Genomic DNA, 14,549 nt, shown 5'->3' on the forward strand with positions numbered 1-14,549 from the left:
TGGTTCACTCCGTTCTCAGTAACGCAGCCAAGATTCATTCCAGATTGCCTGCGGCAATGGGATTTTGGCTTGTATGTCTCAGGATTTTGGCATATTCATGCCAAAACACCTCGCGGGATAGTAGAACCAGAAACATCCTGGTAATTGGAATTCAGCCTTGCAGTACCTTGTCTAAGATGTCGGCAAATGGTTCCATGGCATTTTTTACTTCCTGGACAGTGTTGGTCTGGGCTCCGGCTTCCAGAAGAAGGGAGCGGGGACGGAGGTGGAGATTGTAGCGGTAACCTGCAAGGTAAATTCCCCGGTAAAATTGAGGATAGTATTGGGCTGCCTGGTATTCCAGCTGAAAGGAAAATGCCAGATTTTGCTGTATGTATGGATTTGGCAGATAGTCCAGGGAACCTTTGGATGTCGTATAACTCAGTCCATTGTAAAAAAGGATCTGAGCTGTGGGTTTTCCATTGATCTCTGTTACAAGATGCCGGTCTTCAGGGACGCCGTCCCGGTGCAGGTCTATGATCACCTGGATATCCGGGTTTTCCTGAAGATAAGGTTCCAGATAATCGCGGGCATAATCATAAGCAGCGCTGCGGTCCAGTTCACCGCCTGCCATGTCAAACTGCTCTTTGAGATGGACTACCTGATAACCGTAGTTTTCTGTGAGAAGCTGTGTCAGATAATCTCCTACTCCTACAATCGTGTCGGATTCTTCCCCTTCTCTGGAATCTGCAAAGGTTTCCTGCGAATGGCTGTGATAGATCAGAATCTGAGGGGTATCGGTTTCTTTGGTAATTTTTAAGTCCTGTTTCAGAAAATCTTCGGCATTAATCTGTACGGCATCTGCTTCTGTGTTGGAATCTACGATATAGAATTGTCCCAGAAGATAATTATAATCTGCCAGTTTTTCGGGGGACAGGTCGATTATTGGATGAGGAACTGCAGCAGCAATGGTTTCTGTGCTGTTCTGAATATTTTGGTCATTCTGCGCTGCTGACTCTTGCGGCTTCTGTGATTTGTCCGTTTCATGATTTTCCGGTGACGCAGTTATCTTTTTCGGTTTAGGTGTCTTGTCTGATTTTTTTGAAGTTTGTTCTGATTCTAATATTTTCGCTGACTCTGATATTTTCGCTGATTTTACTGTTTTCGAAGGAATTGCTGTTTCTTTCGGTACCGGTGTAGATTCTGGTATCTGTAATTCTTCAGATTCACCTTTTTCTGCCAGCAATTGTTCGGACTGTGCACGCTCTCCCAGATATTTTCCGTTTTCTCCTGCTATTTTTTTATAGGTTTCAATATCTTCACAAGAACTCATATGAGCTCTTTTTTCCAGAAAGCGGTACAGGGGCAGATGCCTGTACACATTTTCTCCTGTAAAAAATGTCCCTGGCAATACTGCCAGAGTAGCAAAAAAGCACATGCTAAGCAGAATGCAGAACGCTTTCTGAACGTTTGTCACATGGATCACCTCTTGACTTATCCTATGTCCATGTTTTCCCATTTATACCCTGTTCACACTGACGGAACAATTTTCCGGTCAGCCGCCTATTTCCTCAAACGCCATGTTCAGTCCTTCTGAGATTGTGAAACTCAGGTATTTTACTGTCTCATCCACATCTTTGGGAGTTACAAACATGGTGTGAAGATGGGGCGATATCATTTCTTCCAGAAATTCTTTCTGTTCTGCCTCTTCCAGCGCTTCCAGAAGGTGTGCCATGGAATCATGGACGATAGTTGCCGCATCTACTACGGTGGGTACTCCGATCCCGATCACTTTTACCTGCAGATTTTCCTCTGTAAGCCCCACTCTGTGATTGCCTACACCGGAACCCGGGTTGATTCCTGTGTCTGTAATCTGGATCGTACGGTTCAGGCGTCTGGTGCTTCTTGCTGCCAGCGCATCAATGGCAATCACTATGTCCGGCTTTGTCTCTGCCACGATTCCCTGTATGATCTCAGACGTCTCCATGCCTGTCTGTGCCATTACTCCCGGGATAATTCCACTGATACGGTGCATTTTTTCTTTTCCAAGGCTCTGCAGGCCATACTCTCTTATCATATGTCTCGTTATATGAAGATTTTCTACCACATGAGGCCCCAGGGAATCGGCTGTGATCGCTGAATTTCCCAGACCTACTACCAGAATGGACAGCTCACGCTCCAGATTGATCACATTCTGTAAATGACGGGCGATTTCCAGGGAAATTTCTCTGTGATAATCCTCATCATGTACAGAAAGCCCCGGAGCTTCTATCGTAATATAGCTTCCCTGGGGCCGTCCCATTGTCCGGGCACCATTTTCTGTGGTGATTTTTACCACAGTGGTACGGATATCTTTCTCCTCATTATAATCTTCGTGGACCTCCACTCCCCGGACTTCTACGTTTTCCTCTGTAAACCGTTCGGTTGCCTCCAGCGCCAGATCTGTTCTTATTCCGTAATTATCCAGCATCTCTTTTCCCTCCGTACTTCATTCAATATTTGTTACTGTTTGCTCCGTTCTTATAACAACTTTTTATATCGTTACTGTTCACTCCGTTCACAGTAACGTAGCCAAAATTCATTCCAGATTGCCTGCGGCAATGGAATTTTGGCTTGTATGTCTCGGGATTTTGGCATATTCATGCCAAAACACCTCGCGGGATAGTGGTGTGTGAACAGTAACTTTATATCTATTTTTAGCTTTTTTTATAGAAATATGTATTGACAAGGAAGAGTATTTGAGATAATATATATAAGCATGTTCATAGGAGCGCCCGTGTCTGTTTCTATGACAGGAGTATAATAATATTTTATCGAATTAAATTGGAGGTGTACGAATTGGCTAACATTAAATCTGCTAAGAAAAGAATTTTAGTAAACAGAACTAAAGCAGCAAGAAACAAAGCAATCAAATCTGCAGTTAAAACTTCTATGAAGAAAGTTGAAGCAGCAGTAGCAAATAAAGATAAGGCAGCTGCAGAAGTAGCATTAAAGGATGCTGTTTCCACAATCAGCAAAGCTACATCCAAAGGTGTTTATCATAAAAACAACTGTGCAAGAAAAGTTGCCCGTTTATCTAAAGCTGTTAACAGCATTGACTAATTATAGATTGAATTTTTAATTATAAGCTTATGATTAAAAAGGACAGCCATCACCGTCATGTGGCTGTCTTTTTTTGTTATTATCTTTTGTAACTGCCAGAATATCCGGCAGTTACCGTTTTTCCTATTTTACTTTACTGCTGTACTTAATGATCAGTAATTCTACGCTCAGCTTATCTTCCAGTCGCCCTGTTTTTACTGATTCTTCCGCATCCACAAAATCTTTTACTGCCTGTTCCAGTTCAGATATGGTGTAAGCTCTGGCACATGTTGTAATGTTTCTCACAACAAATCCGGGAACTCCCAGTTTCGAAGCTATTTCTGTCTGCGCAAGTCCTGCTGCCGCAAACTGTTTTGCCAACAGCAGCTGGCGATACTGCTTCGCAAGAAGAAACAAGATCCTCATCGGTGGCTCTTTCAATGTCAGCAGATCATAATAAAGTTCCAGTGCACGCTTCTGATTTTTCTCTGTTACTGCACGCACCATATCAAAAATTCTGTTGGTTGTCTGGGTGGTGCAGATTTCTTCAATATCCTCTGCAGTCACCACATCCCTGCCTTCTGTATAACTGATAAGCTTCTCCATCTCCATCCTGAGATTCCCCATATCAGTTCCTGTTTTGGTCAGCAGAAGTTCCATGTCTCTCTGGGTGATCTTTTTTCCGGCTTTCCCCAGGATTCCTGCCGCCCAGCGCATCAGAGTTTTTTCATCCTGTCTGATAAATTCCGCAATACTGCCGCAAGATTTTACTGCTTTGTACATGCGGTTTCTCTTATCTACTTCCGTTTCTGCAAAAACCAGATACAGATAGTCCGGCAGCTCTTTCATATAATCTGCCAGTTCTTCACACTTATTTTTGAAAAAGCCTGTATCTTCCAGCAAAACCACTCTGCGCTCCGCAAAAAATGGCATGGTTTCACAGAGGTCGATCAACTGTTTTACATCAATCCCCTTGCCTTCATAATGATTGAAGTTCATAGTATCACCATCCGGATTCAGTGCCTTTACCAGATTCTGTTTATACTGTTGTTTCAGATATGCTTCCTCTCCATAGAGAAGATACACCTGTTTAAAATTTCCTGATTTAATGTCTGCCTGTATGTTTTTCAATTTTCTACTCCTGAGGCTGTTTTGTCTGTAACTGTTCAGCAATCTGTTGTTCTATTCACAGATACCAGGATATCAGACTGCAGAGTAGTTACTTTGTTACTGTTATCAGTAACGTTACTTTTATTGTATCAATTCCATGACATAATAGCCAGCAGAAAATTTCAGATTATTATTCAGCCGCCCAGCTCCACCATTCTGTGAATGCATCTTCCGGCGCCTTCCATGATATTCTCCGGAAGGAAGATTTCTTCCCCGCCCTGTCCTTTCAGGCAGTTGTAGATGTCCATTAAGGTGGTAACCTTCATATTCATGCATGTAAGCTGTACTGCAACCGGGTAAAATTTCTTATCAGGACATTCAAACTGAAGATGCTCTACAATGCTGTTTTCTGTTCCGATGATAAATTCTTTATGTTCAGATTTCTTTGCAAATTCCATGATTCCTGTAGTGGATCCTACATAATCAGCTTGCTCTGCTACTTCCTGACGGCATTCCGGGTGTACCAGGAAAAGTGCATCCGGATGCGCTGCGCGGGCTTTTTCTACATCTTTTGCGCTGACCACGATATGTCTCGGACATCCGCCCTTGTAAAATGCAAAAGTTTTCTCCGGGAGCTTCTCTGCCACGTAGTGTCCCAGGTTCGGATCCGGAATAAATAAAATCTTATCCTGCTCCAGCTTTTTGCAGATTTCAACTGCTGATGAGGACGTAACGCATACGTCACATTCTGTTTTCAGTTCTGAAGTTGTATTAATATAGGCGACAACTGCATAATCCGGATACTGTGCTTTTAATTCACGCAGACCTTCCAGATCCAACTGCTCTGCCATGGGACATCCGGCTACAGGATTAGCAAGCCATACTCTCTTCTTCGGGCTTAAAATCTTGCAGGTTTCTGCCATAAAACGAACGCCGCACATAATCACACCGCTGCAGTCTCTTTTGGACGCCTGTACACTCAGGCCATAGGAATCTCCTGTATAGTCTGCTACTTCCAGAATCTCCTGACCCTGATATGCGTGTGCAAGAATACAGATATCCTGTTCTTTTTTCATTCGCAGGATTTCCTGCTGAATTTCTGCTATTGTCATCTTCTGAATCCCTTCTTACTTATATATTATGATGTTTTTCCTTTTCCCATGGCTGAAGTGGTGCAAGGAAACCTGCTTTCTTTAACTGTTCTCCGATCAGATCCAGCCTTTCCTGGCTGGATGCTTCTATCAGATGATAATGATACCCGGAAGTAGCACTGCTTAATACGCTGGAATGGCTGCTGTTGATTGCCTGGACAAATTCATTCACATCCTGTCTGGAACGAATATCCATTTCTGCAGTGACACGGCCATAAACCCTGTGGCTGATGCTGATATTTTTCACTCGCCCGCCACAGTCCACGATCAGATTCAGTTCCTCCGCTGCCTGCTCCTGTCCATGGCGTACTTTAAATTCTCTGGTGCATGCAATATCTTTATCCTGCTGCAGCACATATCCTCTGGTCGTTGACAGGATTCCCGGTGTAGATGCACGTATCACAGCCATATCCTGCACGATCACCTGTCTGCTTACTCCGAACTGTGATGCCATCGCCCTGGCAGCCACAGGTTTTTCTGCCTGCTGAAGGAGCTTTAAAATTTCAGTTCTTCTCTGAGCAGTATTCATACTTTCCCATCCTTTCTCCACGATATAATCCTATAGCAAATTATCCGCTGCAAAACAGCTTCGCTGCCATGTTATTATATTGCATGAAGATTCTTCATGGAAATGTCAAGGATTGGTGCAGAATGTGTCAGTGCACCGCTGGAAACAAAATCCACACCTGTTTCCAGGATTTTGGCGATATTTTCCTTTGTGATATTTCCGGAGCATTCTGTCTGTGCCCGGCCTGCGATAAGCTCTACTGCTTCTTTCATCATTTCCGGTGTCATATTGTCAAGCATAATGATATCTGCTCCTGCTTCTACTGCTTCTTTTACCTGTTCCATAGTCTCTACTTCAATCTCGATCTTACGGACAAATGGTGCATATTCTTTTGCCATGGCCACTGCTTTCGCTACGCTTCCGGCTGCTCCGATATGATTATCCTTAAGCAGTACTCCGTCAGAAAGATTATATCTGTGGTTGCATCCGCCGCCTATACGTACAGCATATTTTTCAAAAACACGACAGTTCGGAGTTGTCTTTCTGGTGTCCAGAAGTGTTACCTTACTTCCTTCCAGAAGCTTTGAAACCTGTTTTGTATAAGTAGCGATACCACTCATTCTCTGGAGATAATTCAGGGCAACTCTCTCTCCGGAAAGAAGCACCCGGATATCTCCTGTTACTGTTCCAAGAAGATCGCCCTTCTTTACTGCATCACCGTCTTTAAAGTTGAAACTGATCTCTGTTTTCTCATCCAGGATCTGGAATACTCTCGCATATACATCCAGTCCGGCAATGATTCCGTCTTCCTTTGCGATCAGATCTACGGTTCCTTTTACTGCGCTTCGCATCACTGCATTCGTGGAAACATCCTCACTGGTAATGTCCTCCTGAAGTGCCATACGAATCAGCTTGTCTGCCTGCATTTTCATTGTGATACTATTCATGACTTTTTTTCATCCTTTCAATCTCTTTTAATACGGTTTCGTGGCAGGCATTAAGCAGTTCTTCTCTGCTTTCATACATATTCATATCAATTGCATCTGCCCGCACATATTCCGGTGTCTGTCCAAATATCATATCATCTGCAGCCTTTCTTGCAAAGACCAGAGATTCCAGAAGAGAATTACTTGCCAGACGGTTTCTTCCATGGACGCCATTACAGCTTGTCTCTCCACAGGCATAAAGTCCCTTCATGGAAGTTTTGCTTCCCAGATTTACCTTGATTCCACCCATAAAATAATGCTGTGCCGGAACAACCGGGATTGGCTCTTTTCTCGGATCAAAACCTTCTTCCACGCACTGTTCATAAATATGAGGAAAATGTTCCAGAATTGTTTTCTCTCCCAGAGGGCGCATATCTTCCCATACAAACTCTGTTCCATCCTTTTCCATCTGGGCAGAAATCTTCTGGCTCAGCAGATCTCTCGGCTGTAATTCGTTTGTAAAACGCTGTCCGTTCTTATCATACAGAAGAGCACCTTCTCCTCTGACTGATTCTGAAACCAGGAAACGCCGTCCGGGTTTCTTTGAATAGAGAGTTGTCGGATGAATCTGGATATAGTCCAGATTTTCCATTTCCACATGGTGCTTCATGGCAATTCCAACACCATCTCCTGCAATATGCGAAAAGTTGGTAGAGTTTTTAAAAAGCCCGCCGATTCCGCCGCAGGCAAGAACCACATACTGAGAATAAACAGGAAATGCCTGGTCATTCCGGTCCATTGCAATGATTCCGCAGACTGTATTGTCTTTGGAGATCAGGTCTACCATAGTCATATATTCACAAATTTCAATATTTTCTTTTATTTTTGCAGCAGTTAAGAGAGTCTGTGTGATTTCTTTTCCTGTAATATCCTCATGAAAAAGAATTCTTGGCTGGGAATGTGCTCCCTCTCTGGTAAACGCCAGATTTCCCAAACCATCCCTTGTAAAATCCACATGATAACGCAGAAGATCCCTGATAATATCATTGGAGCTGCGGATCATCAGATCTACTGCCCGTTTATTATTCTCATAATGTCCTGCCCGCATGGTATCTTCAAAATAATTTTCATAGTCATCTTCGCCGCGCAGCATACAGATTCCACCCTGTGCCAGGAATGAATCTGACTGGTCTGCCTCCTGCTTGGTGATAAGCAGGATTTTCATTTTCTCCGGAAGGTTCAGCGCACAGTACAGTCCGGCTGCCCCTGTTCCCACAATAATGACATCATAATGTTCTTTCATCTTTCTTTCCTCACATCATGCTTGATTTTCGTTTGTCTGTGCAATTATACTCCCCGGATATACAGGTGTCAAGACACCTGTATATAATTATGACAACATTGTTTGCTTTGAGTTACTGTGAACGTAACCACTTTGAAAATCCTACTGCTTATTGCTTTTCACATCTCCACAGGGGTCTTACTTGATTCGGTTAAAGGCAGAAACAGATTTTCCATTGACTATTGTAACCGCCCCACAGTCTCTGGTGATCAGCACTCTGCTTCCACTCTTCTTCAGCCGTTCCAGCGTATCCGGCGACGGATGCCCGTATGTGTTTGTTGCAGAACAGGAAACAACAGCCAGTTCCGGTCTGACGATTTCCAGAAACTCTGCTCCTGTAGAATATCTGGAACCGTGATGAGCAGTTTTCAGGAAGTCCACATCTTCAAGACACCCATTCTGTATCAGTTTTTCTTCTGTCACCATCCCGATATCTCCGGTAAAAAGCCCTTTGAAATCTTTGCTTATCATTTCCAGAACCATCGCATCTTCATTTACTTCCTTCCCTGATGCTGTGGACTCCGGCCACAGAACCTTCAGTCTGACAGTTCCATATCTGATCTCATCTCCTGCTTTCACAGTAAGCACCCGGACTCCCGCTGACTCTGCCAGCTCTATCAGCTCCTGATAATTTTTATTCTCCTGAATATCGCTCCATTTGGGCAGGATCAGATTCTCTATGCGCAGAGAAGTCAGATCTTTCTCAACAAATTCCAGAAGTTCCCGCACCCCGCTGATATGATCTTCATCTGTGTGAGAAACATAAATTCCGTCCAGTCTGGAAATTCCTCTGCTCTTCAGATATGGGAGCAGTTGATATTTTCCCAGTTCATTCTTATTCGTACTGCCCCCGTCGATCAGGATATTCCATCTGTTTTCTATTTCCACCACAATTCCGTCTCCCTGTCCCACATCCAGACAGGCGATACGGAAATCTTCATGCGGTCTGTAACTGATCAGCAGAATTGCAAAGCATACCATACCTGCATATACAGCCCGGATTTTCCACGCAAAGATCTTACCATTTTCACTTTTCTTCACACCCGCTCTGTATATCCACACCGCTGCTGCCAGAACCAGATAATATCCAACGATCTGCCACACTTCCGGCTTTCCGCCAATCCATGTGCAAAACGAAAGTCGCCCCAACAGCACTGTCAGAAACTCATATCCTCTCAGAATAATCCTGCCCGGAACAACAGCCAGAAATGCGCCTCTGACAGTGACTAATCCAAGTAATGCACCGGCAGTTCCGCTTCCCAGTACAATCCCCACAGTAGGAAGCACCAGCAGATTCAGAAAAATCCCCATCACCGACACTTCTCCGTAAAACCACAGCACTATGGGAAGTATGGTAAGCTGCACAACTCCGGATGCCAGAAATGACATCAGAAGTTTATCTCTGATTTTTCCCTTCTCATTAACCTCACTTCGTTTTTTCCGGTTTAATACATCCATCCCCTCCTGTACTAACGGCCAGACACAGCCAATCCCAATCACCGATCCAAAAGACAGCAGAAAACCTCCATCAAGCAGATACGCCGGATTTTCCATAAGGATCAGGATCGCCGCAGCCGCCATTCCTGTAGGCATATCATAAATCCGTCCTGCGATCTTTGCACCTACAGAAAGTAAAAACATACATACTGCCCGCATAGTTGAAACAGACCCTCCGGTCATCATCCCATACTGAAGCATGATCACCAGCGCCAGCAGGCCTGCCGGCCAGATACCCAGACCGATTTTTTTCAGCAGATTATACAGTCCCATTCCAAGAAGACTGATATGAAGCCCCGAAATCGCCAGGATATGTATAATCCCTGCCATCTGATAACGCATTTTCAACTCCGAATCCAGATTTGTTTTATCTCCCAGCACGATTGCTTCAAATGCTCCAGCTTCCATTCCACAGGTCTTCTCCAGAATACCTGCAAATTTCTGCTGCACATCGATCAAGAACTGCCCATATGCAGAATGACTCTGCGACTGTTTCTTTATCTTTCCTTTCTTCATCACATAGTAGATCCTCTGGCAGCCATAGTATGCTTTACTGTCAAACTCTCCCGGATTCGTGGGGCTTTGCACCTCTTCCAGTTTTCCGGACACCAGAACAAGACTTCCTGCCAGAAGTTTATCAACATCACTGTTACCGCTATGATTCTTTTTTTGTTTTAAATAAACCTTTATATTATCAATGGAAACTTTTTCAGAATTGTAAATAAGATAAGTATTTCTAAGATATACAGATTGAAAATCTTCATTCTCCCGGCACCTGACCACCTCCCCGCAGATGGTGGATTCCGGATGCTTTCTGATCCATGTCTGCACAGACTGTGGCAGTGGATTCCCCCTTATCAGGGAAAATCCCAGCCAGTCTGTCACACACAGAAAAACAACCAGAAGCATGCACAGGATACACACAGGGCGTCTCCTCACTTTTGTGCCTCCTCTTCGTTTATGAATATCACTCTTTTTCCTTGACTACCAGCTTATCATTTCTTTCATAAAAATGATACAGCTCCATCTTCTTACCAAAGGTATCCAGCCTGTCCTTCCCGCCGACCGTAATCTGCACTTTGTCTGCATCCAGCGCATCCAGCAGCGAATTTACCACAGAATATACCGGTATTTTCTCCGATACATCCAGCGCATAGGAAGAAAATACTCCGTCAAATGCCACATAGCAGATCCTGTCTGCTATGGTCACATTCAGAACCTCCGTATTCTCCGGAATTGTGGGGTAATGCCCTTTTTCCAGCGGTCCCTTCATTAACTGTTCCAGAACGATCCTCTCTTTGGGGATACTGCGTTTATACCGCACAGTACGCTGTTCTTTTACCAGCTTCTGACCACTCTTATCAGTAAAATAAAGCGTAAAGGTATTGCTGCAATAGGCATCCGGTTCAGTTCCTGTGAACTCGGCAAAGGTATCTGCAGTCATATTTCCCACAGCCTGTCCCCTGGAATCTGTCAGATCTTCATTTTCTATTGTAAAACGCACAGAATTAATCCCCGGAACCTGAAGAAAAGTCTTCACAACACCTGCCCGCACAAGTAATTCCCTGGCGCGGCTCATGCTGCTGTACTGACTGTTAAAGTTGACCACCAGCACGTCCTCTTCTACACTGTAATTCATCTGTACTCCTTCAGGAAGCAGACTGACCCGGTTCTGCGAATCTGTCTGCTGGCTGTTCATCCGCTGCATCATATCCTTAAGCATATAGTCTGCAGTTGTCTCCTCCGGAGAGTAGCTTTCCTTCTGAAGCTGAGTTTCATCAGAGCTGATATCGTACAGATAATATTTGGCATCCTGCTTACCCGAATCTTCATGTATCTCCACAGAACACCCGGCCGCAAGGATGCTTAGTATTAACGCTGTTATAATGATTGAAAGTTTCTTTTTCACAATGGCACCTCCTATGACGGTATATAAGACAGAGGAATACGCACAGAGAATGTAGTTCCCTCTCCTTCTTTACTGAATACTTTGATCGTTCCATGGTGCATTGCAATAGAACTCTTGGTGATCGCCAGTCCCAGACCGGTTCCCCCGATTTCCTTGGAATGGGACTTGTCCACACGATAGAAACGCTCAAAGATTCTCTCTATACTGTCCTCAGGGATTCCCATACCGGAATCCGCCACTGTTATATAGAAATATTTATGGTCTGCATCCAGTGACACGCGCACCCATCCATCATCCACATTATATTTAATGCCATTCTCCACCAGATTGCTGATGGCAAGAGTAAACTTTACCTCATCCACATCTGCATCCACAGGGCGGAAGCAATCCAGGATCAAATCGATATTGCGCTTGTCCGCAATTGGACGCAGACGTTTGAGAATATCTTCAAGAAGCTGATTGATATCCATATGTGTAATGTTCACATCTGCAGCTTTCTTATCCATCTTTACCAGTGAGAGCAGATCTGTAATGATCTTATTCTCTCTGTCGATCTCAGCAGTAATATCACTCATAAACTCCTGATACAGTTCCTCCGGGACTCCCTGCTGTCCAACCAGAGAATCTGCCAGAACCTTCATAGAAGTCAGAGGCGTCTTCAGTTCATGGGACACATTGGATACAAACTCCTGTCTGGATTCATCAAGGATTTTCATACGGTTGACCATCTTGTTGAATGCATCTGTGATCAGCTCTGTCTCCGTATAGTCAGGAACACTGATTTCTTCATCCAGCATGCCATCTGTCAGATCTTCAATGGCCTTCGTCACTCTTGCAAGTGGTTTTACAAGTATTGTAGAGAGCAGCCATGCCAGAAATACCGAAAGAACAACAATACTTCCGATCAGCATCACGCCTCTCTGTTCCATCTCTGCCAGTGTTTCCGCAATATCAACAGCCGAAACGCTTACCAGCATCACGCCTTGAAGCTGCTGCACATCCGGACTCTGTACAGGAACCGCAAGCTCCAGTACTTTACTTCTGGCGTCATAATTGCTTGTCTCTTCTCCTTTCAGACAGGCTACAGCCAGTGAACTGAGAAGCGTCTTTCCCTCCTCTGTGTGGAAGGTATCACTCACTATCTTAAAATCTCTGTCAGCCAGCAGGATACGTCCGTTATACACATTGGAAAACAGTTCCAGCTTGCTGTTTACAACCTCTGAATCTGTATCATTGAGATAATTCTCCCTGATGATCAGATTACATAAAATATCGCACTGATCACCCACTGTCTCTGTAAGCATTGCAACCGCCCGGTTCTGATAGTTATGAAGCATCGTATATGTTACAATAACCCCCGGCACGATTCCCAGAATGATCAGGATGATCAGAATACGAAAACGCAGACTTCTGAAAAAATTTTTTCTTTTTTTCACCTTTTCAACTCCGTTCTCTTCTGTCATGCAGTTTGATGCATGCTTTCTGTCTGTTCGTAAAACAGTCATTGTTTATCGAATCCTTATCATCTTATCACAGAAAAATGGGCTTTTCTACATCTTAGCGAAAAGTAATTTATTTTTTGCAGCAATCAATACGCAAGACATATCTCAGGAAATATTACCTCAATCGCTCTTTTATTATATACGCTCACTTTTGCTTCTCCGAACAGATATGACATATTCAAGCTATACAGCAACTGTCCTTACAAAATTTACATTTCATGGTTTTTCACCTCTTTTTTCTTAAAAATGGGTACAAAAAGAACGGTCGGTGGGGTGAAATGCCAACCGCTCTCTTTTGTTTTAAAGTTATTCCTTCCAAAAATCATTATAATATTTTGTCATTAATTTTTGATATTCTTCGGGTAAAAGTTTATAAACCTCAGGATTTTCAATTAGTCCAGACAAATAGTCCAGCCAATTTATATCTTGATATTTCAGTGCTATTTTTATTGCATATATGTAATTTTCCATTATACAATCTACATTCATTCGCTTAATTCTTGCATATATATCAAATGCACCCGGCCAATTCATATCTTTTATCCATTCAAACATATTATTCATATATTTTTTTAATTCATTATCTGATTTTGAGCTAATTACCTTTGCACAGTTTTCCCATACAGATTTATCTTCTATTGGTTGAAATAAAACGGAAAGATATTCTATTTTTTTCGCTTCATCTATTCCTCTCAATTGTTCTTTTTCTGAACTATTCCAACTTAACATTTTAAAAATAGTATCAATATCTGTTCCCATTTAGTTTCCTCCATCCCATTTTACTACAACACTCTTTACCGCTTGAGTCCAAATTGAACCACTCCCTGCATTTATCCATGTTTGAATACTTACTCCTACTGGCACCACACTAACATGTGTTAATTTGTCCTGATATGCATAAACTATCCCTGTCTTATTTAATGTATTAATTGTTGTAACAGCTGCTTTTCCTCCCATCCTAGGTGGAATTGTTGAGAACGATAAGCCTGTATCTGAATCTTTCTGAGAAGGCGTTAAATTTCCAGGATTCGTTCCTCCATATCTATAAATAACAACATCTTTTTTATTTCTAGGCAAACTTAAAATCTTTGTTTGTGTATTATCGTGAATTTTATCCTTATAATATTCATAAATACTAAAACCTAATACAATTCCGGCTGCTACAAAATCCATTACTGGAGATGGTCCATCTGATGTCGCAATAGCAACCGCAGAGCCTCCAGATATCGAAATGCCTTTACTTACCGCACCGACAATATCCTTTACAAATGATATTGATTTTTTTACAAACGATATAAATGAATATCCGTTAACATCAACATTCATAATCGGATTATTATTACAATACAAAAACATATTACAATCATGTTTTCCTACTCCAGTAGAAAAATATCCATCTGCGCAAATAAATCTTTTAATTTCCGCATCATAATATCTACTTTTCAGATAATACATGCCTGTTTCATTATCATAATAATATCCCTTATAGCGGAACGGATTCTGAACACCTACTGTATCTGCCAGCTCACCTGTAACAGCAATCA

The 14,549-nt window shown here is 42.9% G+C and carries 13 protein-coding genes; 1 reads left to right on the forward strand and 12 read right to left on the reverse strand.

Annotated elements, in window-relative coordinates:
- Positions 1 to 151 precede the first annotated feature (151 nt).
- Together AC075J_RS16310 and gpr are read right to left on the reverse strand one after the other, a co-directional pair.
- Positions 152 to 1,456 carry a stage II sporulation protein P gene (locus AC075J_RS16310; RefSeq protein WP_476390504.1) on the reverse strand — a complete coding sequence of 435 codons (1,305 nt, stop codon included), beginning with the start codon at positions 1,454 to 1,456 and terminating at the stop codon, positions 152 to 154.
- A 78-nt stretch (positions 1,457 to 1,534) separates the two neighbouring features.
- Positions 1,535 to 2,449 carry a GPR endopeptidase gene (gpr, locus tag AC075J_RS16315; RefSeq protein WP_055199718.1) on the reverse strand — a complete coding sequence of 305 codons (915 nt, stop codon included), beginning with the start codon at positions 2,447 to 2,449 and terminating at the stop codon, positions 1,535 to 1,537.
- 368 nt (positions 2,450 to 2,817) lie between these two features.
- Between gpr and rpsT the strand changes: the two genes are divergently transcribed.
- Positions 2,818 to 3,081 carry a 30S ribosomal protein S20 gene (rpsT, locus tag AC075J_RS16320; protein ID WP_055199717.1) on the forward strand — a complete coding sequence of 88 codons (264 nt, stop codon included), beginning with the start codon at positions 2,818 to 2,820 and terminating at the stop codon, positions 3,079 to 3,081.
- Between the two features lie 123 nt (positions 3,082 to 3,204).
- Here rpsT and holA read toward each other — a convergent pair whose 3' ends face one another.
- The 10 genes from holA to AC075J_RS16370 form a co-directional block, all read right to left on the reverse strand.
- Positions 3,205 to 4,191, reverse strand: a complete 987-nt coding sequence (gene holA, locus AC075J_RS16325) for a DNA polymerase III subunit delta (RefSeq protein WP_055053020.1) — start codon at positions 4,189 to 4,191, stop codon at positions 3,205 to 3,207.
- Positions 4,192 to 4,364: 173 nt separating this feature from the next.
- A complete protein-coding gene (nadA, locus tag AC075J_RS16330) occupies positions 4,365 to 5,282 on the reverse strand; it encodes a quinolinate synthase NadA (protein ID WP_055053021.1) in 918 nt (305 codons plus the stop codon).
- Between the two features lie 19 nt (positions 5,283 to 5,301).
- Positions 5,302 to 5,850 (reverse strand): transcription repressor NadR, encoded by a 549-nt coding sequence (locus AC075J_RS16335; RefSeq protein WP_055053022.1) that lies wholly within the window; start codon positions 5,848 to 5,850, stop codon positions 5,302 to 5,304.
- Between the two features lie 74 nt (positions 5,851 to 5,924).
- The gene (gene nadC, locus AC075J_RS16340; protein WP_055053023.1) at positions 5,925 to 6,776 is read right to left on the reverse strand and encodes a carboxylating nicotinate-nucleotide diphosphorylase; all 852 of its coding nucleotides are present in this window, start codon (positions 6,774 to 6,776) and stop codon (positions 5,925 to 5,927) included.
- Positions 6,769 to 8,058, reverse strand: a complete 1,290-nt coding sequence (locus tag AC075J_RS16345; protein ID WP_055053024.1) for an L-aspartate oxidase — start codon at positions 8,056 to 8,058, stop codon at positions 6,769 to 6,771. The genes nadC and AC075J_RS16345 overlap by 8 nt, the downstream gene beginning before the upstream one ends.
- Positions 8,059 to 8,235: 177 nt before the next feature.
- Positions 8,236 to 10,533 carry a DNA internalization-related competence protein ComEC/Rec2 gene (locus AC075J_RS16350; protein WP_070100107.1) on the reverse strand — a complete coding sequence of 766 codons (2,298 nt, stop codon included), beginning with the start codon at positions 10,531 to 10,533 and terminating at the stop codon, positions 8,236 to 8,238.
- Between the two features lie 28 nt (positions 10,534 to 10,561).
- A complete protein-coding gene (locus AC075J_RS16355; protein WP_008706166.1) occupies positions 10,562 to 11,503 on the reverse strand; it encodes a GerMN domain-containing protein in 942 nt (313 codons plus the stop codon).
- 11 nt (positions 11,504 to 11,514) lie between these two features.
- A complete protein-coding gene (locus AC075J_RS16360; RefSeq protein WP_026649827.1) occupies positions 11,515 to 12,966 on the reverse strand; it encodes a sensor histidine kinase in 1,452 nt (483 codons plus the stop codon).
- Positions 12,967 to 13,311: 345 nt separating this feature from the next.
- Positions 13,312 to 13,764 carry a DUF5071 domain-containing protein gene (locus tag AC075J_RS16365; RefSeq protein WP_025578529.1) on the reverse strand — a complete coding sequence of 151 codons (453 nt, stop codon included), beginning with the start codon at positions 13,762 to 13,764 and terminating at the stop codon, positions 13,312 to 13,314.
- Positions 13,765 to 14,549: RHS repeat-associated core domain-containing protein (locus AC075J_RS16370; RefSeq protein WP_476390505.1), on the reverse strand; the 785-nt coding region annotated here is incomplete at its 5' end. It lies immediately after the preceding gene.

Source organism: Blautia sp. ZXY-1-C6 (assembly GCF_056339875.1).